Origin of the sequence: Paraburkholderia sp. MPAMCS5 (assembly GCF_036016995.1) — a bacterium.
Classification (GTDB): Bacteria; Pseudomonadota; Gammaproteobacteria; order Burkholderiales; family Burkholderiaceae; genus Paraburkholderia.
Genome location: NZ_JAYXBK010000015.1, coordinates 123511 through 143595, shown reverse-complemented (window position 1 = coordinate 143595; position 20085 = coordinate 123511). Strand labels below are relative to the sequence as shown.

Annotated in this window: 34 protein-coding genes; 32 read left to right on the top strand and 2 right to left on the bottom strand. The window is 59.0% G+C overall.

What is annotated here, in order from left to right:
- Positions 1–100 precede the first annotated feature (100 nt).
- The 31 genes from rpsJ (at position 101) to dsbD (ending at position 17147) form a co-directional block, all read left to right on the top strand.
- A complete protein-coding gene (gene rpsJ, locus VOM14_RS26245; protein ID WP_006998489.1) occupies positions 101–412 on the top strand; it encodes a 30S ribosomal protein S10 in 312 nt (103 codons plus the stop codon).
- Positions 413–612: 200 nt separating this feature from the next.
- Positions 613–1272, top strand: a complete 660-nt coding sequence (gene rplC / locus VOM14_RS26240; protein ID WP_309584139.1) for a 50S ribosomal protein L3 — start codon at positions 613–615, stop codon at positions 1270–1272.
- A complete protein-coding gene (rplD, locus tag VOM14_RS26235) occupies positions 1272–1892 on the top strand; it encodes a 50S ribosomal protein L4 (RefSeq protein ID WP_007180136.1) in 621 nt (206 codons plus the stop codon). Before rplC ends, rplD begins: the two co-directional genes overlap by 1 nt.
- Positions 1889–2203 (top strand): 50S ribosomal protein L23, encoded by a 315-nt coding sequence (rplW, locus tag VOM14_RS26230; RefSeq protein ID WP_028199567.1) that lies wholly within the window; start codon positions 1889–1891, stop codon positions 2201–2203. Before rplD ends, rplW begins: the two co-directional genes overlap by 4 nt.
- A gap of 2 nt (positions 2204–2205) precedes the next feature.
- A complete protein-coding gene (rplB, locus tag VOM14_RS26225; protein ID WP_327631651.1) occupies positions 2206–3033 on the top strand; it encodes a 50S ribosomal protein L2 in 828 nt (275 codons plus the stop codon).
- A 10-nt stretch (positions 3034–3043) separates the two neighbouring features.
- Positions 3044–3319: a 30S ribosomal protein S19 gene (rpsS, locus tag VOM14_RS26220; RefSeq protein WP_004199273.1), complete on the top strand. Its 276-nt coding sequence runs from the start codon at positions 3044–3046 to the stop codon at positions 3317–3319.
- A gap of 10 nt (positions 3320–3329) precedes the next feature.
- On the top strand, positions 3330–3659 hold the full coding sequence (gene rplV, locus VOM14_RS26215; protein WP_011490054.1) for a 50S ribosomal protein L22: 330 nt from the start codon (positions 3330–3332) through the stop codon (positions 3657–3659).
- 11 nt (positions 3660–3670) lie between these two features.
- A complete protein-coding gene (gene rpsC, locus VOM14_RS26210) occupies positions 3671–4477 on the top strand; it encodes a 30S ribosomal protein S3 (protein WP_012434570.1) in 807 nt (268 codons plus the stop codon).
- Between the two features lie 2 nt (positions 4478–4479).
- Positions 4480–4896, top strand: a complete 417-nt coding sequence (rplP, locus tag VOM14_RS26205) for a 50S ribosomal protein L16 (protein ID WP_013340739.1) — start codon at positions 4480–4482, stop codon at positions 4894–4896.
- A 10-nt stretch (positions 4897–4906) separates the two neighbouring features.
- Positions 4907–5101, top strand: coding sequence for a 50S ribosomal protein L29 (rpmC, locus tag VOM14_RS26200; protein WP_007180130.1), 195 nt, complete (start codon positions 4907–4909; stop codon positions 5099–5101).
- Positions 5098–5370 (top strand): 30S ribosomal protein S17, encoded by a 273-nt coding sequence (gene rpsQ / locus VOM14_RS26195; protein ID WP_007180129.1) that lies wholly within the window; start codon positions 5098–5100, stop codon positions 5368–5370. Before rpmC ends, rpsQ begins: the two co-directional genes overlap by 4 nt.
- Positions 5371–5659: 289 nt before the next feature.
- Positions 5660–6028, top strand: a complete 369-nt coding sequence (gene rplN / locus VOM14_RS26190) for a 50S ribosomal protein L14 (RefSeq protein WP_006052212.1) — start codon at positions 5660–5662, stop codon at positions 6026–6028.
- A 9-nt stretch (positions 6029–6037) separates the two neighbouring features.
- The gene (rplX, locus tag VOM14_RS26185) at positions 6038–6346 is read left to right on the top strand and encodes a 50S ribosomal protein L24 (protein WP_020070584.1); all 309 of its coding nucleotides are present in this window, start codon (positions 6038–6040) and stop codon (positions 6344–6346) included.
- Between the two features lie 17 nt (positions 6347–6363).
- Complete coding sequence (gene rplE / locus VOM14_RS26180; RefSeq protein ID WP_006052214.1) at positions 6364–6903, top strand: 50S ribosomal protein L5; 540 nt, start codon at positions 6364–6366, stop codon at positions 6901–6903.
- Between the two features lie 7 nt (positions 6904–6910).
- Positions 6911–7216: a 30S ribosomal protein S14 gene (gene rpsN, locus VOM14_RS26175; protein ID WP_006052215.1), complete on the top strand. Its 306-nt coding sequence runs from the start codon at positions 6911–6913 to the stop codon at positions 7214–7216.
- A gap of 14 nt (positions 7217–7230) precedes the next feature.
- Positions 7231–7626 carry a 30S ribosomal protein S8 gene (gene rpsH, locus VOM14_RS26170; protein ID WP_006052216.1) on the top strand — a complete coding sequence of 132 codons (396 nt, stop codon included), beginning with the start codon at positions 7231–7233 and terminating at the stop codon, positions 7624–7626.
- 18 nt (positions 7627–7644) lie between these two features.
- On the top strand, positions 7645–8175 hold the full coding sequence (gene rplF / locus VOM14_RS26165; protein WP_327631650.1) for a 50S ribosomal protein L6: 531 nt from the start codon (positions 7645–7647) through the stop codon (positions 8173–8175).
- 12 nt (positions 8176–8187) lie between these two features.
- A complete protein-coding gene (gene rplR, locus VOM14_RS26160; RefSeq protein ID WP_006052218.1) occupies positions 8188–8553 on the top strand; it encodes a 50S ribosomal protein L18 in 366 nt (121 codons plus the stop codon).
- 14 nt (positions 8554–8567) lie between these two features.
- Positions 8568–9086 (top strand): 30S ribosomal protein S5, encoded by a 519-nt coding sequence (gene rpsE, locus VOM14_RS26155; RefSeq protein WP_006052219.1) that lies wholly within the window; start codon positions 8568–8570, stop codon positions 9084–9086.
- 10 nt (positions 9087–9096) lie between these two features.
- Positions 9097–9279 carry a 50S ribosomal protein L30 gene (gene rpmD / locus VOM14_RS26150; RefSeq protein WP_007180126.1) on the top strand — a complete coding sequence of 61 codons (183 nt, stop codon included), beginning with the start codon at positions 9097–9099 and terminating at the stop codon, positions 9277–9279.
- Between the two features lie 29 nt (positions 9280–9308).
- On the top strand, positions 9309–9743 hold the full coding sequence (gene rplO, locus VOM14_RS26145) for a 50S ribosomal protein L15 (RefSeq protein ID WP_013340733.1): 435 nt from the start codon (positions 9309–9311) through the stop codon (positions 9741–9743).
- A 46-nt stretch (positions 9744–9789) separates the two neighbouring features.
- Entirely contained in the window at positions 9790–11136 is a 1347-nt protein-coding gene (secY, locus tag VOM14_RS26140) for a preprotein translocase subunit SecY (RefSeq protein WP_327631649.1), read from the top strand.
- 8 nt (positions 11137–11144) lie between these two features.
- Positions 11145–11363, top strand: coding sequence for a translation initiation factor IF-1 (infA, locus tag VOM14_RS26135; RefSeq protein ID WP_004521905.1), 219 nt, complete (start codon positions 11145–11147; stop codon positions 11361–11363).
- Positions 11364–11383: 20 nt separating this feature from the next.
- Positions 11384–11500, top strand: coding sequence for a 50S ribosomal protein L36 (gene rpmJ, locus VOM14_RS26130; protein WP_004199844.1), 117 nt, complete (start codon positions 11384–11386; stop codon positions 11498–11500).
- 42 nt (positions 11501–11542) lie between these two features.
- On the top strand, positions 11543–11908 hold the full coding sequence (gene rpsM / locus VOM14_RS26125) for a 30S ribosomal protein S13 (protein WP_006052223.1): 366 nt from the start codon (positions 11543–11545) through the stop codon (positions 11906–11908).
- 28 nt (positions 11909–11936) lie between these two features.
- Positions 11937–12341 (top strand): 30S ribosomal protein S11, encoded by a 405-nt coding sequence (rpsK, locus tag VOM14_RS26120; protein ID WP_006052224.1) that lies wholly within the window; start codon positions 11937–11939, stop codon positions 12339–12341.
- 147 nt (positions 12342–12488) lie between these two features.
- Positions 12489–13112 carry a 30S ribosomal protein S4 gene (gene rpsD, locus VOM14_RS26115; protein WP_327631648.1) on the top strand — a complete coding sequence of 208 codons (624 nt, stop codon included), beginning with the start codon at positions 12489–12491 and terminating at the stop codon, positions 13110–13112.
- A 123-nt stretch (positions 13113–13235) separates the two neighbouring features.
- The gene (locus VOM14_RS26110) at positions 13236–14213 is read left to right on the top strand and encodes a DNA-directed RNA polymerase subunit alpha (RefSeq protein WP_006052226.1); all 978 of its coding nucleotides are present in this window, start codon (positions 13236–13238) and stop codon (positions 14211–14213) included.
- Between the two features lie 168 nt (positions 14214–14381).
- Entirely contained in the window at positions 14382–14774 is a 393-nt protein-coding gene (gene rplQ, locus VOM14_RS26105; RefSeq protein ID WP_006052227.1) for a 50S ribosomal protein L17, read from the top strand.
- A gap of 188 nt (positions 14775–14962) precedes the next feature.
- Positions 14963–15295: a divalent-cation tolerance protein CutA gene (gene cutA / locus VOM14_RS26100; RefSeq protein ID WP_442955586.1), complete on the top strand. Its 333-nt coding sequence runs from the start codon at positions 14963–14965 to the stop codon at positions 15293–15295.
- Positions 15288–17147: a protein-disulfide reductase DsbD gene (gene dsbD / locus VOM14_RS26095; RefSeq protein WP_327631665.1), complete on the top strand. Its 1860-nt coding sequence runs from the start codon at positions 15288–15290 to the stop codon at positions 17145–17147. Before cutA ends, dsbD begins: the two co-directional genes overlap by 8 nt.
- A gap of 107 nt (positions 17148–17254) precedes the next feature.
- Here the strand turns inward: dsbD and hemB are convergent, their stop codons facing one another.
- Together hemB and yihA are read right to left on the bottom strand one after the other, a co-directional pair.
- Positions 17255–18253, bottom strand: a complete 999-nt coding sequence (gene hemB / locus VOM14_RS26090; RefSeq protein WP_327631647.1) for a porphobilinogen synthase — start codon at positions 18251–18253, stop codon at positions 17255–17257.
- A gap of 267 nt (positions 18254–18520) precedes the next feature.
- Positions 18521–19174 carry a ribosome biogenesis GTP-binding protein YihA/YsxC gene (gene yihA, locus VOM14_RS26085; RefSeq protein WP_327631646.1) on the bottom strand — a complete coding sequence of 218 codons (654 nt, stop codon included), beginning with the start codon at positions 19172–19174 and terminating at the stop codon, positions 18521–18523.
- A 217-nt stretch (positions 19175–19391) separates the two neighbouring features.
- Here yihA and VOM14_RS26080 point away from each other — a divergent pair, with 217 nt between their 5' ends.
- Positions 19392–20045: a c-type cytochrome gene (locus tag VOM14_RS26080; RefSeq protein ID WP_327631664.1), complete on the top strand. Its 654-nt coding sequence runs from the start codon at positions 19392–19394 to the stop codon at positions 20043–20045.
- Positions 20046–20085: the final 40 nt, after the last annotated feature.

Genomic DNA, 20085 nt, shown 5'->3' with positions numbered 1-20085 from the left:
GGTGCCCGGAGCCGGGCGCCCGTCCCAAGTGGGCACCCGGCTCTACGTTCTTTTACTATCTGGCGGCGCAATACCGCCTCGCTCTTTCCAAGGAATTGTCATGCAGAACCAGAAAATCCGCATTCGCCTGAAGGCTTTCGACTATCGTCTGATCGACCAATCGGCTGCTGAAATCGTCGACACGGCAAAGCGGACTGGCGCAATCGTTCGTGGTCCGGTGCCGCTGCCGACCCGCATTCAACGTTTCGACATCCTGCGTTCGCCGCACGTCAACAAGACGTCGCGCGATCAGCTCGAAATCCGCACGCACCAGCGCCTGATGGACATCGTCGATCCGACGGACAAGACCGTCGACGCACTGATGAAGCTTGATCTGCCGGCTGGCGTGGACGTTGAAATCAAGCTGCAGTAAGGCTTCCAGAGGTTGTCCAGTAGTCCGGGCAACGCTAAGTCTTTGATTGCTTGCAGAAAACGAAAAGCCTCGCTATAATGCAAGGCTTTTCGCGCATTTGCGCAAAAAAGTCGGTGTGCTGCAGCATGAATTCATGCCCGAAACGGCACCGGCATTTGTAAATTAGCCCCGACCAATCGCAGTCGGGAATGGAGAAAACGATGAGCCTTGGACTCGTAGGTCGCAAGGTTGGCATGACCCGTATCTTCACGGCAGAAGGGGATTCGATTCCCGTTACCGTGCTGGACGTGTCCGACAACCGCGTGACGCAGATCAAGACTGTTGAAACCGACGGCTACACCGCCGTGCAGGTTGCATTCGGTACGCGCCGTGCATCGCGCGTGACGAAGCCGTTGGCCGGTCATCTCGCCAAAGCCGGTGTTCAAGCCGGTGAAATCCTCAAAGAATTCCAGATCGACGCCGCCAAGGCTGCCGAGTTGTCGAGCGGCGCCGTGGTCGGTCCCGATCTGTTCGAAGTGGGCCAGAAGGTCGACGTGCAAGGCGTGTCGATCGGTAAGGGCTACGCCGGTACCATCAAGCGTTACAACTTCGCATCCGGCCGTGCATCGCACGGTAACTCGCGCTCGCACAACGTGCCGGGTTCGATCGGTATGGCGCAGGATCCGGGTCGTGTCTTCCCGGGTAAGCGCATGACCGGTCACATGGGTGACGAAACGGTAACGGTGCAAAACCTCGAAATCGCTCGTATCGACGCTGACCGCAAGCTGTTGCTGGTCAAGGGCGCCGTTCCGGGTGCGAAGGGTGGCAAGGTATTCGTTACGCCGGCCGTGAAAACGCGTGCCGTGAAAGGAGCGAAATAATGGAACTTAAGCTCCTGAATGCCAATGGTCAGGAAGGTGCAGGCGTTAGCGCGTCGGACGTCGTGTTCGGTCGCGATTACAACGAAGCCCTGATTCACCAGGTGGTTGTTGCGTATCAAGCGAATGCCCGCAGCGGCAACCGCGCGCAGAAGGACCGTGAGCAAGTCAAGCACACGACCAAGAAGCCGTGGCGCCAGAAGGGTACGGGCCGTGCCCGTGCCGGTATGTCGTCGAGCCCGTTGTGGCGTGGCGGCGGCCGGATTTTCCCGAATTCGCCGGAAGAAAACTTTTCGCACAAGGTCAACAAGAAGATGCATCGCGCAGGCCTCTGCTCGATCTTCTCGCAGCTGGCCCGCGAAGGCCGTATCTCGGTGGTCGACGAGCTGACGCTCGAAGCGCCGAAGACCAAGCTGCTGGCCGAAAAATTCAAGGCGATGGGTCTCGACTCCGTGCTGGTGATTACCGACACAGTTGACGAAAACCTGTACCTCGCGTCGCGCAACCTCGCCCATGTGGCAGTTGTCGAGCCGCGCTACGCCGACCCGCTGTCGCTGATCTACTTCAAGAAGATCCTGATCACGAAGGCTGCGGTCGCCCAGATCGAGGAGTTGCTGTCATGAGCGAGATTCGCAAGAACGATCATCGTTTGATGCAGGTCCTGCTCGCGCCGGTGATCTCCGAAAAGGCGACGCTGGTGGCCGACAAGAACGAGCAAGTTGTGTTCGAAGTCGCGCCCGATGCCACGAAGCAGGAAGTGAAAGCTGCAGTCGAGCTGCTGTTCAAGGTGGAAGTCAATTCCGTCAACGTGCTGGTCCAGAAGGGTAAAGCCAAGCGCTTTGGCCGCTTCATGGGCAAGCGTAAGGACGTGAAGAAGGCGTACGTCTGCCTGAAGCCCGGCCAGGAAATCAACTTTGAAGCGGAGGCCAAGTAATCATGGCAATCGTTAAAGTTAAGCCGACTTCGCCGGGTCGCCGTGCGATGGTCAAGGTGGTCAACAAGGATCTGCATAAGGGCAAGCCGTTCGCAGCGCTGCTCGATTCGCAATCCTCGACCGCCGGCCGTAACAACAACGGCCACATCACCACGCGTCATAAGGGTGGTGGTCACAAGCATCACTATCGTGTTGTCGATTTCCGCCGCAACAAGGACGGTATCGCAGCGAAGGTCGAACGTCTTGAGTACGATCCGAACCGTAGCGCGAACATCGCGCTGGTTCTGTACGCAGACGGCGAGCGTCGTTACATCATTGCTCCGAAGGGTCTCACCGTCGGTCAGCAACTGATGTCGGGTTCGGAAGCGCCGATCCGCGCAGGCAACACGCTGCCGATCCGCAACATCCCGGTCGGTACGACGATTCACTGCATCGAAATGCTGCCGGGCAAGGGCGCGCAAATGGCGCGTTCGGCTGGTACGTCGGCGATGCTGCTGGCTCGTGAAGGCATCTACGCACAGGTCCGCCTGCGCTCGGGTGAAATCCGCCGCGTTCACGTTGAGTGCCGCGCGACGATTGGTGAAGTTGGCAACGAAGAGCATAGCCTCCGTCAAATCGGTAAGGCTGGCGCGAACCGCTGGCGCGGTATCCGCCCGACGGTGCGCGGCGTTGCAATGAACCCGGTCGATCACCCGCACGGTGGTGGTGAAGGCAAGACGGCTGCAGGTCGCGATCCGGTGAGCCCGTGGGGCACGCCTGCTAAGGGTTATCGCACCCGCAGCAACAAGCGCACGACGAGCATGATCGTCCAGCGCCGTCACAAGCGTTAAGGAGTAGGCAATGGCACGTTCTGTAAAAAAAGGTCCGTTCTGCGACGCCCATTTGCTGAAGAAAGTTGAGGCGGCAGCAGCTTCGCGGGATAAGAAGCCGATCAAAACCTGGTCGCGTCGCTCGACGATCCTCCCGGATTTCATCGGTCTGACGATCGCCGTTCACAACGGCCGTCAACACGTTCCGGTGTACATCTCGGAAAACATGGTCGGCCACAAGCTTGGCGAGTTCGCACTGACCCGTACGTTCAAGGGTCATGCAGCCGACAAGAAGGCTAAGAAATAAGGGGCTCAAGATGGAAGTGAAAGCAATTCATCGCGGTGCCCGCATCTCGGCGCAGAAAACGCGCCTTGTGGCTGACCAGATCCGCGGTTTGCCGGTCGACAAGGCGCTGAACGTTCTGACGTTCTCGCCGAAGAAGGCTGCGGGAATCGTGAAAAAGGTCGTGCTGTCGGCGATCGCGAATGCGGAGCATAACGAAGGCGCCGATATCGATGAGCTCAAGATCACGAGCATCTACATCGACAAGGCTGCGTCGCTCAAGCGTTTCACCGCGCGCGCGAAAGGCCGTGGTAACCGCATCGAGAAGCAATCCTGTCACATCACTGTGACGGTCGGGAATTAAGGAGCCATACGATGGGACAGAAAATTCATCCGACTGGCTTCCGTTTGGCCGTCAGCCGCAATTGGGCGTCGCGTTGGTACGCGAACAACAACAATTTCGCGGCGATGTTGCAGGAAGACATCGGTGTTCGTGAATACCTGAAGAAGAAGCTGAAGAACGCGTCCGTCGGCCGCGTTGTGATCGAGCGTCCTGCAAAGAACGCACGCATCACGATTTTCAGCTCGCGTCCGGGTGTCGTGATCGGCAAGAAGGGTGAAGACATTGAACTGCTGAAGTCCGAGCTGCAAAAGCGCATGGGCGTTCCGGTTCACGTCAACATCGAAGAAATTCGCAAGCCGGAAACCGACGCGCAACTGATCGCGGATTCGATCACGCAACAGCTCGAGCGTCGGATTATGTTCCGCCGCGCGATGAAGCGTGCGATGCAAAACGCAATGCGTCTGGGTGCTCAAGGCATCAAGATCATGAGCGCTGGCCGTCTGAACGGCATTGAAATCGCTCGTACGGAATGGTATCGCGAAGGTCGCGTGCCGCTTCATACCCTGCGTGCGGATATCGACTACGCGACTTCTGAAGCGAAGACGACGTACGGCATCATCGGCGTGAAGGTTTGGGTCTACAAGGGCGATACGCTCGGCCGTAACGACGCACCGGTGGTTGAAGAAGTCGCCGAAGAAAAGCGTCCGCGCCGCAACGCACGTCCGGGTGGCGATCGCCGTCCGCGTCGCGATGGTGAAGGTGGTGGCCCGGCAGGTGCACGCCGTGGCGCTCCTCGTCGTGCTGGCGGTGCCGGCGGCGACGGGAAGACTGGAGAATAACGATGCTGCAACCGAAACGCAGAAAGTATCGCAAAGAGCAGAAGGGTCGTAACACCGGCGTCGCTACCCGTGGCAACGCGGTGTCGTTCGGTGAATTCGGCCTGAAGGCTATCGGTCGTGGTCGCTTGACCGCGCGCCAAATTGAAGCGGCGCGTCGTGCAATGACGCGTCACATCAAGCGTGGTGGCCGCATCTGGATCCGCATCTTCCCGGACAAGCCGATCTCGCACAAGCCGGCTGAAGTACGTATGGGTAACGGTAAAGGTAACCCGGAGTACTACGTCGCAGAGATTCAACCGGGCAAGATGCTGTACGAAATGGATGGCGTAACCGAAGAGCTGGCACGCGAAGCGTTCCGTCTGGCTGCAGCTAAGCTGCCGCTGAAGACGACCTTCATCGTGCGTCAGCTCGGCGCCTAAGGAGTAAATGATGAAGGCTTCCGAACTTCACCAGAAAGATCAGGCCGCGCTCAACAAGGAGCTGTCGGACCTGTTGAAGGCGCAATTCGGCCTGCGCATGCAACTCGCGACCCAGCAGCTCACGAACACGAGCCAGCTGAAGAAGGTTCGTCGCGACATCGCACGTGTGCGGACCGTCCTGACTGAGAAGGCGAACCAGAAATGAACGATAGCGTAAAAACCTCGCTCAAGCGGACGCTGGTCGGCAAGGTCGTCAGCAACAAGATGGACAAGACGGTCACCGTGCTGGTCGAGCATCGCGTGAAGCACCCGATCTACGGCAAGTACGTTGTGCGCTCGAAGAAGTACCACGCACACGACGACGCGAACACGTACAACGAGGGCGACCTTGTTGAAATCCAGGAAACTCGTCCGATTTCCAAGACGAAAGCCTGGGTTGTGGCTCGCCTGGTCGAGGCTGCTCGCGTCATCTGATGCCGCTAAGTAGTAGAAGTTGTTGAAATCGCAGTAGATTTCGCTTGCAAGACCGAGATTATTTGTTATACTCTCGGTCTTCCCTCGTTATGGGAGCCCCGTCGCGGGCGAAGTTGGTGGGGGGAGCGGTTCAGGCGCCAGTCTGTTCCGAAGGATTCACCGGATTGCGATGGCGGGTTTCGTTTGCCGTCGCTGCTGTTCTAACCCAAGCAGCCGATTGGCTGACGGGACCAAGACTGACCGGGTACGCCATGGTGGTGTGACCGGATTAAGTTGGGAAAGATAAACCATGATCCAGACCGAAACTCGGCTTGAAGTGGCCGACAACACGGGTGCGCGTGAAGTCATGTGCATCAAGGTGCTCGGCGGCTCGAAGCGTCGTTATGCCAGCATTGGCGACATCATCAAGGTGACCGTCAAAGAAGCAACGCCGCGCGGGCGCGTGAAGAAAGGCGAAATTTATAACGCCGTGGTGGTTCGTACCGCCAAAGGCGTGCGCCGTCAGGACGGCTCGCTGATCAAGTTCGATGGCAATGCCGCAGTGTTGTTGAATGCCAAGCTCGAACCTATTGGCACCCGTATTTTCGGGCCTGTCACGCGCGAGTTGCGTAGCGAACGATTCATGAAGATCGTTTCGCTGGCACCTGAAGTGCTGTAAGGAGTCGCGATGAACAAGATTCGCAAAGGTGACGAAGTTATCGTCATCACCGGCAAAGATAAAGGCAAGCGCGGCGTCGTGCTGTCCGTTGGCGAAGGCAAGGTTACTGTCGAGGGTATCAACCTCGTTAAGAAACACGTCAAGCCGAACCCGATGAAGGGTACGACGGGCGGTGTGGAAGCCAAGACGATGCCTCTGCAAATTTCGAACGTCGCATTGGTCGACGCGAATGGCAAGGCATCGCGTGTAGGCATCAAGGTCGAAGGAGACAAGAAGGTCCGTTTCCTCAAGACGACCGGTGCCGAGCTGAGCGCTTGACGCTGCGGAGTTAAAAAATGGCTCGTTTGCAAGAGTTTTACAAAGAAAAGGTTGTACCCGGCCTCATCGAGAAGTTCGGTTACAAGTCTGTGATGGAAGTGCCGCGCATCACCAAGATCACCCTGAACATGGGCTTGGGCGAAGCGGTTGCTGACAAGAAGATCATCGAGAACGCCGTTGGCGACCTGACGAAGATCGCGGGCCAGAAGCCGGTGATCACGAAGGCGCGCAAGGCAATCGCTGGCTTCAAAATCCGTCAGGGCTACCCGATCGGTGCAATGGTCACGTTGCGTGGTCAGGCGATGTACGAATTTCTGGACCGTTTCGTGACGGTTGCGCTCCCGCGTGTGCGTGACTTCCGTGGCGTGTCGGGTCGTGCGTTCGACGGTCGCGGCAACTACAACATCGGTGTGAAAGAGCAGATCATTTTCCCCGAAATCGACTACGACAAGATCGACGCACTGCGTGGGCTGAATATCAGCATCACGACGACTGCGAAGACCGACGACGAAGCAAAGGCTCTGCTCGCCAGCTTCAAGTTCCCGTTCAGAAACTGAGGTTACCGTGGCTAAACTGGCACTGATCGAACGTGAAAAGAAGCGTGCTCGCCTCGCTGCTAAGTACGCTCCCAAGCGTGCAGAGTTGAAGGCGATCATTGGCGATATGAGCAAGTCGGACGAAGAGCATTACGCAGCACGTCTGGAACTGCAACAATTGCCGCGCAACTCTAACCCGACCCGTAAGCGCAACCGTTGCGCCATTACCGGTCGTCCGCGTGGCACGTTCCGTAAATTCGGGCTGGCGCGTAACAAGATTCGCGAAATCGCGTTCCGCGGCGAGATCCCTGGCCTGACCAAGGCGAGCTGGTAATAGGAGAAACATAAATGAGCATGAGTGATCCTATCGCCGATATGCTGACTCGCATCCGCAACGCGCAGATGGTTGAGAAAGTCTCGGTGACTATGCCCTCGTCGAAAGTCAAGGTTGCGATTGCGCAGGTCCTGAAGGACGAAGGCTATATCGATGATTTCGCAGTGAAGTCCGAAGGTGCGAAATCTGAATTGAATATCGTGTTGAAGTACTACGCTGGCCGCCCGGTCATCGAGCGCATCGAGCGCGTCTCGAAGCCTGGTCTGCGTGTGTACCGCGGCCGTAACGACATCCCCGTGGTCATGAATGGCCTCGGCGTGGCAATCGTGTCGACGCCGAAGGGCGTGATGACGGACCGCAAGGCGCGTGCAACGGGCGTTGGCGGCGAAGTCATCTGCTACGTCGCTTAAGGCCGAAAGGAGAGAAACATGTCTCGAGTAGGTAAGAGCCCGATCGCGCTGCAAGGCGCAGAAGTGGCCCTGAGCGACGAACGCATCACCGTCAAGGGTCCGCTGGGTACGATTACGCAGGCGGCTAACCGCCTCGTTAAAGTGGTGAACGACAACGGCGTTCTGAAGCTGGAGCCGGTTGGCGAGAGCCGCGAAGCGAATGCGATGTCGGGCACGATGCGCGCACTGGTTGCGAACATGGTGCAAGGCGTGACGAAGGGTTTCGAGCGCAAGCTGACGCTGGTTGGCGTCGGTTATCGCGCACAGGCGCAAGGCGACAAGCTGAACCTGTCGCTGGGTTTCTCGCACCCCGTGGTGCACCAGATGCCGGAAGGCGTGAAGGCTGAAACCCCGTCGCAAACCGAAATCGTGATCAAGGGGATCGACAAGCAGAAAGTTGGCCAGGTCGCTGCAGAAGTGCGCGGCTATCGCCCGCCGGAGCCCTACAAGGGCAAGGGTGTGCGCTACGCCAACGAGGTCGTGATCCTCAAAGAAACGAAGAAGAAGTAAGGGTGCGCAATCATGGATAAGACTCAATCTCGCCTGCGCCGCGCTCGTCAGACGCGTATCAAGATCGCTGAGCTGCAGGTCGCGCGTCTCGCCGTGCATCGCACGAACACGCACATCTATGCGCAAGTGTTCTCGCCGTGCGGCACCAAGGTGCTCGCCAGCGCGTCGACGCTCGAGGCCGAAGTGCGTGCGCAACTCGCTGATCAAACGGGCAAGGGCGGCAACGTCGCTGCTGCTACGCTGATCGGTAAGCGCATTGCGGAAAAGGCTAAGGCTGCCGGCATCGAATCCGTCGCCTTCGACCGTTCGGGTTTCCGTTACCACGGCCGCGTGAAAGCGCTGGCTGATGCGGCGCGCGAAGCCGGACTCAAGTTCTAAGGGAAGAATTCGTCATGGCAAAGATGCAAGCGAAAGTTCAGGCTGACGAACGCGACGACGGCCTGCGCGAAAAGATGATTTCGGTCAACCGCGTGACCAAGGTCGTGAAGGGTGGCCGTATTCTCGGCTTCGCCGCACTGACCGTGGTTGGCGACGGTGATGGCCGCGTCGGTATGGGCAAGGGCAAGGCGAAGGAAGTGCCGGTCGCTGTCCAGAAGGCGATGGAACAAGCCCGCCGCAACATGTTCAAGGTGCCGCTGAAGAACGGTACCCTGCAACACGAAGTGCACGGCAAGCATGGCGCATCGATGGTCCTCCTCGCTCCGGCGAAGGATGGTACCGGTGTGATCGCTGGCGGCCCGATGCGCGCAGTGTTCGACGTGATGGGCGTGCAGAACGTTGTGGCCAAGAGCCACGGCTCGACGAACCCGTACAACCTCGTTCGTGCAACGCTCGACGGTCTGCGCAAGCAGTCCACGCCGGGCGACATCGCGGCGAAGCGCGGCAAGTCCGTCGAAGATATTCTGGGCTAAGGTGGACACCATGTCTGATAAAACTGTCAAGGTCCAGCTCGTCAAGAGCCTGATCGGCACCCGCGAAACGCACCGCGCAACGGTGCGTGGCTTGGGCCTGCGCCGACTCAACTCGGTTAGCGAGTTGCAGGACACGCCGGCCGTGCGCGGCATGATCAACAAGGTTTCGTACCTCGTTAAGGTCATCAGCTGAGCGGCTGACCAGGACTCAAGGAGTTGATAATGGAATTGAATAACCTGAAGCCGGCTGAAGGCGCGAAGCACGCAAAGCGTCGCGTTGGTCGCGGTATTGGCTCTGGCCTCGGCAAGACCGCTGGCCGTGGTCACAAGGGTCAGAAGTCGCGTTCGGGCGGCTTTCACAAGGTTGGCTTCGAAGGCGGCCAAATGCCGCTGCAACGTCGCCTGCCGAAGCGTGGCTTCACCTCGCTGACGAAGGAATTTGTCGGTGAAGTGCGTCTTTCGGATCTGGAAAAGCTGCCGGTCGACGAAGTCGATCTGCTGGCTCTGAAACAAGCCGGCCTGGTTGGCGAGCTGATCAAGAGCGCCAAGATCATCGCGACGGGCGAGCTCAAACGCAAGATCGTTGTGAAGGGTCTGGGTGCGACGAAGGGTGCGCGCGCTGCTATTGAAGCAGCCGGCGGCTCTTTTGCCGAGTAACGCGCAAGCTATTTGCCGTCACTAGCATTTGCATCGGAGAAGGTACTTGGCTAACAGCCCGAGTCTCGCAAAACCCGGTCGCAGCGCGGCGAAGTTCGGCGATCTGCGTCGGCGAGCAGTGTTTCTGCTGCTGGCGTTGATCGTCTATCGTATCGGCGCGCACATTCCGGTGCCGGGTATTGACCCGGACCAGCTGGCGAAGTTGTTCCAGAGCCAGTCGGGCGGCATCCTTGGCATGTTCAACATGTTCTCGGGTGGCGCACTTTCGCGGTTCACGATTTTCGCGCTCGGGATCATGCCGTACATTTCGGCTTCGATCATCATGCAGTTGCTGGCGATTGTCTCGCCGCAGCTGGAAGCGCTGAAAAAAGAAGGGCAGGCGGGGCAGCGGAAGATCACGCAGTACACGCGTATCTTCACAGTCCTACTGGCAACGTTCCAGGCATTCGGCATTGCCGTGGCATTGGAAAATCAGCCGGGCCTGGTGATCGATCCGGGGATGGTGTTTCGGTTGACGACGGTCGTGACGCTGGTGACCGGCACGATGTTCCTGATGTGGCTGGGTGAGCAGATCACGGAGCGCGGGCTCGGCAACGGTATCTCGATCATCATTTTCGGCGGTATTGCGGCGGGTTTCCCGAACGCAATCGGTGGTCTTTTCGAACTGGTGCGAACTGGCTCGATGAGCATCATCTCGGCGATTATCGTCGTCGCGCTGATCGCCGCTGTGACGTATCTGGTGGTGTTCATCGAACGCGGCCAGCGCAAGATTCTTGTGAATTACGCAAAGCGGCAAGTCGGTAACAAGATTTACGGCGGTCAATCTTCGCATTTGCCGCTGAAGTTGAACATGTCGGGCGTGATTCCGCCGATCTTCGCATCGTCGATCATTCTCTTCCCGGCAACCATCCTGAACTGGTTCAGTTCGGGGTCGCGTACCGGCTGGTTCGCAGACACGCTGCACAATGTGGCCGAAGCCCTTAAGCCCGGTCAACCGGTGTACGTGTTGCTGTACGCGTTGGCGATCGTTTTCTTCTGCTTCTTCTACACCGCACTGGTGTTCAACAGCAGGGAGACGGCCGACAACCTGAAAAAGAGTGGCGCTTTCGTTCCAGGCATCCGCCCGGGCGATCAAACGGCGCGATATATCGACCGCATCCTCACGCGTCTGACGCTGGCCGGTGCGATCTACATCGTGTTCGTTTGTCTGCTGCCCGAGTTTTTGGTCCTGCGCTGGAACGTGCCGTTTTATTTTGGTGGAACGTCGCTGCTGATCATTGTCGTCGTCACAATGGATTTCATGGCGCAGGTGCAGTCGTACGTTATGTCGCAACAGTATGAATCGCTGCTGAAGAAGGCTAATTTCAAAGGCGGCGGCGTCCCGATGCGCTGAAAGGACTTATGGCCAAAGACGATGTTATCCAGATGCAGGGTGAAGTCATCGAAAACCTGCCTAACGCTACCTTTAGGGTGAAGCTGGAAAACGGCCATGTCGTATTGGGACACATATCCGGCAAGATGCGGATGCACTACATCCGAATTCTGCCGGGCGACAAGGTGACGGTTGAATTGACGCCTTACGATCTGTCGCGTGCGCGGATCGTGTTCCGGGCGAAGTGATTTGAAAAAAGGGTAATATCATGAAAGTGATGGCATCGGTTAAGCGCATTTGCCGCAATTGCAAGATCATCAAGCGCAAAGGCGTTGTGCGCGTGATTTGCAGCTCTGATCCGCGCCACAAACAGCGTCAAGGCTGAACGCCGCGCTTTTTGCTTGCGCTTTTTGTTTGAGGAAAAACAATGGCTCGTATCGCAGGGGTTAACATCCCGAATCACCAGCATACTGAAATCGGCCTGACGGCTATTTACGGTATCGGCCGCACGCGCTCGCGCGACATTTGCGTCGCTGCTGGTGTGGCATTTTCGAAGAAGGTCAAAGACCTGAACGACGCAGACCTCGAAAAGCTGCGTGAAGAAGTCGGCAAGTTCATCGTTGAAGGCGATCTGCGCCGTGAAACGACGATGAACATCAAGCGCCTGATGGATCTCGGCTGCTATCGTGGCGTGCGGCATCGTAAGGGCTTGCCCCTGCGCGGCCAACGTACGCGTACGAATGCCCGTACGCGCAAGGGTCCGCGTCGTGCAGCGCAATCGCTGAAGAAGTAAGCGGAACTGACAGTTACAGGAAAACGTAATGGCTAAGGCTTCGAACAACTCCGCGGCGCAACGCGTTCGCAAGAAGGTCAAGAAGAACGTCGCCGAGGGCGTGGTTCACGTTCACGCGTCGTTCAACAACACCATCATCACGATCACCGATCGTCAAGGCAATGCACTTGCTTGGGCAACGTCGGGTGGTCAGGGCTTCAAGGGTTCGCGTAAATCGACTCCGTTTGCAGCTCAGGTCGCAGCTGAATCGGCTGGCCGCGTGGCGATGGAATACGGCGTGAAGAACCTCGAAGTGCGGATCAAGGGTCCCGGCCCTGGCCGTGAGTCGGCGGTGCGCGCGTTGCATGGTCTTGGCATCAAGATTACCGCGATCTCCGATGTGACGCCGGTCCCGCACAACGGCTGCCGTCCGCCGAAGCGTCGTCGTATCTAAGACGCTGGTTTTGCTAGCGCCTGTTGCCGCGTAGCGCGGCGGCAGGCTGCTTGCGCTATTGAATTGACTAAGCCCACCGTTCGACCCAAAGGGTTCGGACTAGCGCGAATGCACGCATTCGCGTGATCAATCAACGAAGGAATCAACGTGGCACGTTATATCGGCCCGAAGGCCAAGCTGTCCCGCCGTGAAGGCACTGACCTCTTCCTGAAGAGCGCCCGTCGTTCGCTCGCTGACAAGTGCAAGCTTGACAGCAAGCCTGGCCAGCATGGCCGCACCTCGGGTGCACGCACGTCCGATTACGGCACGCAGCTGCGCGAAAAGCAAAAAGTGAAGCGCATTTACGGTGTTCTCGAGCGTCAATTCCGCCGTTATTTCGCTGAAGCTGACCGTCTGAAGGGCAACACGGGTGAAAACCTGCTGCAATTGCTCGAGTCGCGTCTGGACAACGTGGTGTATCGCATGGGCTTCGGTTCGACGCGCGCTGAAGCGCGTCAGCTCGTGAGCCACAAGGCGATCATCGTGAACGGCGTTGTGTCGAACATCCCGTCGATGCAAGTGAAGGCAGGCGACGTTGTCGCAGTTCGCGAACAATCGAAGAAGCAGGCGCGTATTCTCGAAGCGCTGTCGCTGGCTGAGCAAGGCGGCATGCCGAGCTGGGTCGCTGTCGATTCGAAGAAGTTCGAAGGCACGTTCAAGCAGAAGCCGGAACGCAGCGACATCGCTGGCGATATCAACGAAAGCCTGATCGTCGAATTGTATTCGCGGTAATCGGATTAACTGCCGGGGCACCCCGTTGCGTTGCGCAAGGGGGCGTCTCGGCTGTTTATTTTCAGGTTGTTACCGGTCAGCCTTATCGGTGTAACGAGCCGAGGGTATTGGAAAGGAAAACCTATGCAAACCAGTTTGTTGAAGCCCAAGATCATCGCAGTTGAATCGCTGGGCGAAAGCCACGCGAAAGTGGTCATGGAACCGTTTGAACGCGGTTACGGCCACACCTTGGGTAACGCGCTCCGGCGTGTGCTGCTGTCGTCCATGATCGGCTATGCGCCGACCGAAGTGACGATCGCAGGCGTCGTACATGAGTATTCGACGCTCGATGGTGTGCAAGAGGACGTGGTCAACCTGTTGTTGAACCTGAAGGGCGTGGTGTTCAAGCTGCATAACCGAGATGAAGTGACGGTTACGCTGCGCAAGGAAGGCGAAGGCGTTGTTACCGCCGGCGACATCGAACTCGCGCACGATTGCGAAGTGATCAACCCGGATCACGTGATTGCGCATCTGTCGAAGGGCGGCAAACTCGACGTTCAGATCAAGGTTGAGAAGGGACGCGGCTACGTGCCGGGCAACGTGCGTCGTTACGGCGAAGAATCGGCCAAGATCATCGGCCGTATCGTGCTGGACGCGTCGTTCTCGCCGGTTCGTCGCGTGAGCTACGCCGTTGAGAGCGCTCGTGTCGAACAGCGTACGGACCTCGACAAGCTCGTGATGAACATCGAAACCAACGGTGTGATCTCGCCGGAAGAAGCGATCCGTCAATCGGCTCGTATTCTGGTTGATCAACTGTCGGTGTTCGCTGCACTGGAAGGTACCGAAGCAACGGCCGAAGCGCCGTCGCGCGCGCCGCAGATCGATCCGATCCTGCTGCGTCCGGTCGATGATCTCGAACTGACGGTTCGTTCGGCGAACTGCCTGAAGGCCGAGAACATCTACTACATCGGCGATCTCATCCAGCGCACGGAAAACGAGTTGCTCAAGACGCCGAACCTGGGCCGCAAGTCGCTGAACGAAATCAAGGAAGTACTCGCGTCGCGTGGTTTGACGCTCGGCATGAAGCTGGAAAACTGGCCGCCCGCAGGGCTGGACAAGTAAGCCGGCAAGTCATTCGGGGCAGAACCGCCGCTCCGCTGGCAAAGACGCGGATTTTCCTTTAAAATCCGCGTCTTGTCTTTTTCACTACCGGCCCGTGCACTCGCTACTTTTGCGTAGTTCGAGTGCGATAGAAGAGCTGGACCAAAACTTTGAATCAAAGGAATTAACATGCGTCACCGTCATGGTTTGCGGAAACTGAACCGCACGAGCAGCCACCGTCTGGCAATGCTCCGTAATATGTCCAACTCGCTGATCGAGCACGAAGTCATCAAGACCACGCTGCCGAAAGCAAAAGAACTCCGTAAAGTTGTTGAGCCGCTGATCACGCTCGGCAAGAAGCCGTCGCTGGCAAATCGTCGTCTGGCGTTCAACCGCCTGCGCGATCGTGATTCGGTCACGAAGCTGTTCGAAGTCCTCGGCCCGCGTTACGCCACCCGTCCGGGCGGCTACCTGCGCGTGCTGAAGTTCGGCTTCCGCGTCGGCGACAACGCACCGATGGCTTTGGTTGAACTGCTCGACCGCCCGGAAGTGGAAGAAGTTGAAGTGCAAGAAGCTGAATAAGCTTTTAAGCGCTCATAAGAAGCCGGGCTCCAAGCCTGGCTTTTTTGTTTCTGGGCGCAGGAGCGAGGCAAACAAGCAAGAGCGCGGCAACCGGTCCAATGCCACATGCCGTAGCCGGGCTCCCTGCGGTACCTCGAGGCCAGGTGATACGATATTGGCACTCGAATCGCGTGTAGCCGGAGCTTTCTGTGAGCGTGAATGTGACTTTGATTCTGACGACGGTGTCCGACGAAGCCGTTGCCCAGAAGCTCGCGGCGGACGCGCTGGCCGCGCGCCTGTGCGCCTGCGTTACGCGACTCGGCGCGGTGCAATCGAGCTACCATTGGCAAGGCCAGCTCGAAACGGCGCAGGAAATCCAGTTGCTGTTCAAAACAAGCGCGGCGCGCGCACTGGAACTCGAGCAGTATTTACACGCCCATCATCCATACGACATCCCGGAAATCCTGTCCTGGCAAGCTACGGCATCGGCCGCCTATGGCCAGTGGATCAATGCCGAAACCCATCGCTCTCTTCATGTTTAACGGTCCAGACCGGAGCGCGCGTCACCTGCTGCGCGCCACATTCTTCCTGCTCGGCTGCCTGCTTCTCGCGCAGTTCGGCACAGTTGCTCGCGCGGCGGACGACTTCCTCGATCCTGCCGTCGCGTTCAAGTTCAGCGCGGCCGAAAAACCGGGCGAAGTCGACGTCACGTACAAAATTGCGGACGGCTACTACATGTATCGCGAGCGCTTTGCGTTTGCGACTCGCAACGCCAGTGCGACGCTCGGCGAGCCGCAATTGCCGGCGGGCCATGTCAAATTCGACCAGACGTTCAACAAGAACGTCGAGACATACCGCAACGAGCTGACGATCCGCATACCGGTCAAGCAGGCTGCCGGGGCCTTTGAATTGGCCGTGACGTCGCAAGGCTGTGCGGACGCCGGCATCTGTTACCCGCCAATGGAGCGCGTCTATCGCGTCAGCGGCGCAGCGCTGCAGTCGGCGGACAGCGCTGCCGCCCAGCAGTCGGCGACCGGCGATACGCCATGGTACGAGCGCGCTGTCAGCGCCGACTACGCCCAGTCGCTGCTGCAAGGCGGGGGATTTTTCGCAATCATCGGCCTTTACTTCGTCGCCGGCGTCGTGCTGAGCCTGCTTCCCTGCTCATACCCGATGATTCCTATTCTCTCCGCCATCATCATCGGCGAGGGGGCGCGGGTCACGCGCGCACGGGGTTTTGCACTCTCGCTGGCTTATGTAATCGGGATGGCGCTTGTCTACACGGCGCTTGGCATTGCTGCCGCGCTCGTCGGGCAGAGCCTCGGGGCGTGGTTGCAAAACCCGTGGGTGCTCGGCGCTTTCGGCGTGCTGCTGACTATTTTTGCGCTGACGTTGATCGCGGGATTCGACATCGCATTGCCGCAGCGGTGGCAGGACGGCGTTTCGCATGCATCGACGGGACGTTCGGGCGGCAAATTCGCAGCCGTCGCCGTGATGGGGGCGCTGTCCGCGCTGGTCGTCGGGGCTTGCATGACCGCACCGCTTTTCGCCGTGCTGGCGTTTATTGCGCATACCGGGAATGCCGTGCTCGGCGGCGCCGCGCTGTTCTCCATGGGAATGGGACTCGGCGTGCCGCTGCTGATTATCGGTCTTGGGGCCGGGACTTTGCTGCCACGCGCCGGCACATGGATGGACGGCGTCAAGGTGTTGTTCGGCGTCGTGCTGCTCGCCGCGGCGCTGTGGATTGTCTGGCCGGTGCTGGGCGCGGCGGCCACCATGATCCTGAGCGCGTTGTGGTTGCTCATCGCTGCGGCATCGCTGGGTTTGTTTTCGGCACCAATCGCCGGAGCGACCGTTTGGCGGCGGCTCGGCCGCGGTATGGGGGCGGCGTTGGCCATCTGGGCGGCCGTGTTGCTGGTCGGACTGGCTGCGGGCTCGTCCGATCCGCTGCGTCCGCTGGCGGTGCTGGCGTCGCGGAGTGGTCCGCCGTCGGCGGACAGCGCCTCCAGCACGCCGCAGGCGTCGTCTGACGGCGATCTCAAGTTCGAGCGTGTGCGCTCATCGGTCGAACTGGATCAGGCCGTCAAAGCCGCCGCGCAGCCTGCCATGCTCGATTTTTACGCCGACTGGTGCGTGAGCTGCAAAGAGATGGAGAAACTCACCTTCAGCGACCCGCGTATCCAGGCGAAATTGAAGCAAATGAACCTCCTGCGCGCTGACGTGACCGCCAACAACGCCGACGACCAGACCCTTTTGAAGCGCTTCGGCCTTTTCGGACCGCCGGGAATCATCTTTTTCGACCACGGCGGCAAGGAAGTGCTGCGCGTCGTCGGTTACGAATCCGCCGACAAGTTCTTGCGGACGCTCGACCGCGCCAGCGCGCCCGGCGCGTAGCCGAATGACCGTGGGCGGCTTGCTCGTGAAAGCATAAAAAAACGGAGGCGTGACTGAAAAGTCCGCCTCCGTTTAATTTTCAGCGTCTTAGCCGCCGAGAGATCAAATCACTTCTGCGCGCGTAGAATTCGCGCTGCATCCAACGCGAAATAGGTCAAGACGCCGTCGGCGCCGGCGCGCTTGAAGGCGAGCAGCGATTCCATCATCGCCTTGTCGTGATCCAGCCAGCCGTTCTGAGCCGCCGCCTTGAGCATCGCGTACTCGCCGCTGACCTGATAGACGTAAGTCGGGAACAGGAATTCGTCCTTCACGCGACGCACGATATCCAGATACGGCATGCCGGGCTTGACCATCACCATATCCGCGCCTTCGTTGATGTCCGCTTGCACCTCGCGCAGCGCCTCGTTCGAATTGGCCGGATCGATCTGGTACGTCATCTTGTTGCTCTTGCCGAGGTTCGTCGCGGAGCCGACGGCGTCGCGGAACGGGCCGTAGAACGCCGACGCGAACTTCGCCGCGTAAGCCATGATGCGCGTGTGGACATGGTCCTCGCTTTCCAGCATTTCGCGGATCGCGCCGATGCGGCCGTCCATCATGTCGGAGGGCGCAACAATGTCGACACCGGCTTCGGTTTGCGCGCGCGCCTGTTCAATCAGGATCTCGACGGTTTCATCGTTGATCACATAGCCGGTTTCGTCGAGCACGCCGTCCTGGCCATGACTCGTGTACGGGTCCAGCGCGACGTCGGTCAACACGCCCAGTTCGGGGAAATTCTTCTTCAGTTCGCGAACGGCGCGCGGGATCAAACCGGCGGGGTTGGCCGCTTCACGTCCGTCGGGCGTTTTCAGCGACGGCTCGATCGCCGGAAACAGCGACAGGACCGGCACGCCCAGTTCGACGCATTGCTCGGCGACCTTCATCAGCAGATCCACCGACACGCGCTCGACGCCCGGCATCGACGGCACGGCTTGCCGCACGTTGGTGCCTTCGACCACGAAGACGGGGTAGATCAGATCGTTGGTGGTGAGAACGTTTTCGCGCATCAGGCGACGCGAGAAGTCGTCGCGGCGCATACGACGGGGACGGTGGTGCGGAAAGAAGCCCATGTGGAATTGAAAACCGTAGAAATCTTGAAGGGGGCGGCGACGCGAGCGGCGCCGATTATGCCTGCGCCCGCTCACGGAAACTTTTCAAGACAATGGTATATCATACCGATCGAGCAAGGCGCTTAGCGCTGACCTCCCCGCTTCTCCTCCCTGAGCGGGTGCCTGTCGTTTTTCGATTAGGCTGTTTGACCCGCCGTTCAAGCGGCGGGTTTTTTTATGCGCGGCGCAAACAGCGCGTCGAGGCAGTCCGAAGACGCGCAATGCGTCTTACTGCGCGGCGTCCGTTTCGCCCTTCGCGGCGGGGATGAGCCAGCTTTCGATCAACTCGTGCGCTTCGTCGATACCGACACGCTTAAGCGCAGAGAAAAGCTGCGCCGTCAGTTCGCCCTGATAACCTGCGGCGCGATATTCGGCGAGCCCTTTCTGCGTGGTGCGCAACGCATTGACGCTTTCCTGGCGCGTCAATTTGTCGCATTTGGTGAGGAGCGCGTGAATTGGCTTTCCCGTCGGCGCGAACCACTCGATCATTCGCCGATCCAGTTCCGTCAGCGGGCGGCGCGAGTCCATCATCAGAATCATGCCGCGCAATTGCGAGCGCGATTGCAGATACGTGGAAAGCAGCGCTTCCCAGTGAGCCTTGGCAGCGCCCGGCACTTCGGCGTAACCGTAGCCCGGCAAATCGACCAGATGCGCGGTGGGTTCGTCCGCCTTGCCCACGGAAAAATAATTGATGTGCTGGGTGCGTCCCGGTGTCTTGCTGGCGAACGCGAGTCGCTTCTGGTTGCACAGAATGTTGATGGCCGTCGACTTGCCCGCATTCGAGCGTCCCGCAAAAGCGATCTCGGGTTGAGCGGTGGCCGGCAGATCACGCAGATGATTGACGGTCGTGAAAAAGCGGGATTGGTGGAGCAGGAAGGACATGATCAGGCCAGATTTCGAGACGCCGGGGAACCCGGAGTGGGGACGGGTCAAGCCCGACTGGCGTCTTAGCGATTAGCGAGTTATTGTACAATACGATGGTTTACTGAAAACCTGAGGGGGCCAGCCCGCGTGCCTCGGCGGCTCCTGGCGGTCACTTGGGTCGCCGTCGTATTGTGCAAAACCTCTAAAATCCCACAAGACGAGACAGGGTGTGCGAATGAATCGACTGTGCAAGGCTCTGATGGTGTTTCAGGTGACAGCAGGTCTTTCAGGTTTGGCTATTCAGGCACGAGCGGCAGATCCGGCAAAGCCGGACATCAATCGGGGGCAAGCAATCGCAATGCAGGTTTGCGCGTCGTGTCACGGCGCAGACGGCAACAGCGCCGGCGGTGCATACCCGAAGCTGGCGGGTCAGCATCCGGACTATCTCGTCAAACAGCTAAAGGATTTCAAGCCGCAGGCCGGCGCCAAGCAGCCTGCGCGCAACAATGCGATCATGGCGGGCATGGCTGCGGCGTTGTCCGATCAGGATATGGCCAACGTCGCCGCGTATTTCGCGACGCAGGCTCCGAAGCCCGGCTACGCGCATAACAAGGACACCGTGCCGCTCGGCCAGAAGATTTATCGCGGTGGCATAGCGGATAAGGGCGTGCCGGCATGCGCGAGCTGTCACGGACCGACGGGTCAAGGCATTCCGTCGCAATATCCGCGTCTGTCCGGGCAATGGTCTGAGTACACGGTGGCGCAGTTGAACTCGTTCACGCAAGGTCCGGGCGCGCGCAACAACAACGAGGCGATGCATGCGGTGGCATCGCGTCTGTCGGACAGTGAGATCAAGGCTGTAGCCGATTACATCGAGGGCTTGCATTAAGAAGTCCGCGCGCAAGTGCAACCGGTCCGACGAGGCCGGT

What these genes read in the sequence shown, in the direction of transcription:
- rpsJ (WP_006998489.1), top strand. Translation starts at nt 101, where the DNA reads ATGCAGAACCAGAAAATCCGCATTCGCCTGAAGGCTTTCGACTATCGT.
- rplC (WP_309584139.1), top strand. Translation starts at nt 613, where the DNA reads ATGAGCCTTGGACTCGTAGGTCGCAAGGTTGGCATGACCCGTATCTTC.
- rplD (WP_007180136.1), top strand. Translation starts at nt 1,272, where the DNA reads ATGGAACTTAAGCTCCTGAATGCCAATGGTCAGGAAGGTGCAGGCGTT.
- rplW (WP_028199567.1), top strand. Translation starts at nt 1,889, where the DNA reads ATGAGCGAGATTCGCAAGAACGATCATCGTTTGATGCAGGTCCTGCTC.
- rplB (WP_327631651.1), top strand. Translation starts at nt 2,206, where the DNA reads ATGGCAATCGTTAAAGTTAAGCCGACTTCGCCGGGTCGCCGTGCGATG.
- rpsS (WP_004199273.1), top strand. Translation starts at nt 3,044, where the DNA reads ATGGCACGTTCTGTAAAAAAAGGTCCGTTCTGCGACGCCCATTTGCTG.
- rplV (WP_011490054.1), top strand. Translation starts at nt 3,330, where the DNA reads ATGGAAGTGAAAGCAATTCATCGCGGTGCCCGCATCTCGGCGCAGAAA.
- rpsC (WP_012434570.1), top strand. Translation starts at nt 3,671, where the DNA reads ATGGGACAGAAAATTCATCCGACTGGCTTCCGTTTGGCCGTCAGCCGC.
- rplP (WP_013340739.1), top strand. Translation starts at nt 4,480, where the DNA reads ATGCTGCAACCGAAACGCAGAAAGTATCGCAAAGAGCAGAAGGGTCGT.
- rpmC (WP_007180130.1), top strand. Translation starts at nt 4,907, where the DNA reads ATGAAGGCTTCCGAACTTCACCAGAAAGATCAGGCCGCGCTCAACAAG.
- rpsQ (WP_007180129.1), top strand. Translation starts at nt 5,098, where the DNA reads ATGAACGATAGCGTAAAAACCTCGCTCAAGCGGACGCTGGTCGGCAAG.
- rplN (WP_006052212.1), top strand. Translation starts at nt 5,660, where the DNA reads ATGATCCAGACCGAAACTCGGCTTGAAGTGGCCGACAACACGGGTGCG.
- rplX (WP_020070584.1), top strand. Translation starts at nt 6,038, where the DNA reads ATGAACAAGATTCGCAAAGGTGACGAAGTTATCGTCATCACCGGCAAA.
- rplE (WP_006052214.1), top strand. Translation starts at nt 6,364, where the DNA reads ATGGCTCGTTTGCAAGAGTTTTACAAAGAAAAGGTTGTACCCGGCCTC.
- rpsH (WP_006052216.1), top strand. Translation starts at nt 7,231, where the DNA reads ATGAGCATGAGTGATCCTATCGCCGATATGCTGACTCGCATCCGCAAC.
- rplF (WP_327631650.1), top strand. Translation starts at nt 7,645, where the DNA reads ATGTCTCGAGTAGGTAAGAGCCCGATCGCGCTGCAAGGCGCAGAAGTG.
- rplR (WP_006052218.1), top strand. Translation starts at nt 8,188, where the DNA reads ATGGATAAGACTCAATCTCGCCTGCGCCGCGCTCGTCAGACGCGTATC.
- rpsE (WP_006052219.1), top strand. Translation starts at nt 8,568, where the DNA reads ATGGCAAAGATGCAAGCGAAAGTTCAGGCTGACGAACGCGACGACGGC.
- rpmD (WP_007180126.1), top strand. Translation starts at nt 9,097, where the DNA reads ATGTCTGATAAAACTGTCAAGGTCCAGCTCGTCAAGAGCCTGATCGGC.
- rplO (WP_013340733.1), top strand. Translation starts at nt 9,309, where the DNA reads ATGGAATTGAATAACCTGAAGCCGGCTGAAGGCGCGAAGCACGCAAAG.
- infA (WP_004521905.1), top strand. Translation starts at nt 11,145, where the DNA reads ATGGCCAAAGACGATGTTATCCAGATGCAGGGTGAAGTCATCGAAAAC.
- rpmJ (WP_004199844.1), top strand. Translation starts at nt 11,384, where the DNA reads ATGAAAGTGATGGCATCGGTTAAGCGCATTTGCCGCAATTGCAAGATC.
- rpsM (WP_006052223.1), top strand. Translation starts at nt 11,543, where the DNA reads ATGGCTCGTATCGCAGGGGTTAACATCCCGAATCACCAGCATACTGAA.
- rpsK (WP_006052224.1), top strand. Translation starts at nt 11,937, where the DNA reads ATGGCTAAGGCTTCGAACAACTCCGCGGCGCAACGCGTTCGCAAGAAG.
- VOM14_RS26110 (WP_006052226.1), top strand. Translation starts at nt 13,236, where the DNA reads ATGCAAACCAGTTTGTTGAAGCCCAAGATCATCGCAGTTGAATCGCTG.
- rplQ (WP_006052227.1), top strand. Translation starts at nt 14,382, where the DNA reads ATGCGTCACCGTCATGGTTTGCGGAAACTGAACCGCACGAGCAGCCAC.
- dsbD (WP_327631665.1), top strand. Translation starts at nt 15,288, where the DNA reads ATGTTTAACGGTCCAGACCGGAGCGCGCGTCACCTGCTGCGCGCCACA.
- hemB (WP_327631647.1), bottom strand. Translation starts at nt 18,253, where the DNA reads ATGGGCTTCTTTCCGCACCACCGTCCCCGTCGTATGCGCCGCGACGAC.
- yihA (WP_327631646.1), bottom strand. Translation starts at nt 19,174, where the DNA reads ATGTCCTTCCTGCTCCACCAATCCCGCTTTTTCACGACCGTCAATCAT.
- VOM14_RS26080 (WP_327631664.1), top strand. Translation starts at nt 19,392, where the DNA reads ATGAATCGACTGTGCAAGGCTCTGATGGTGTTTCAGGTGACAGCAGGT.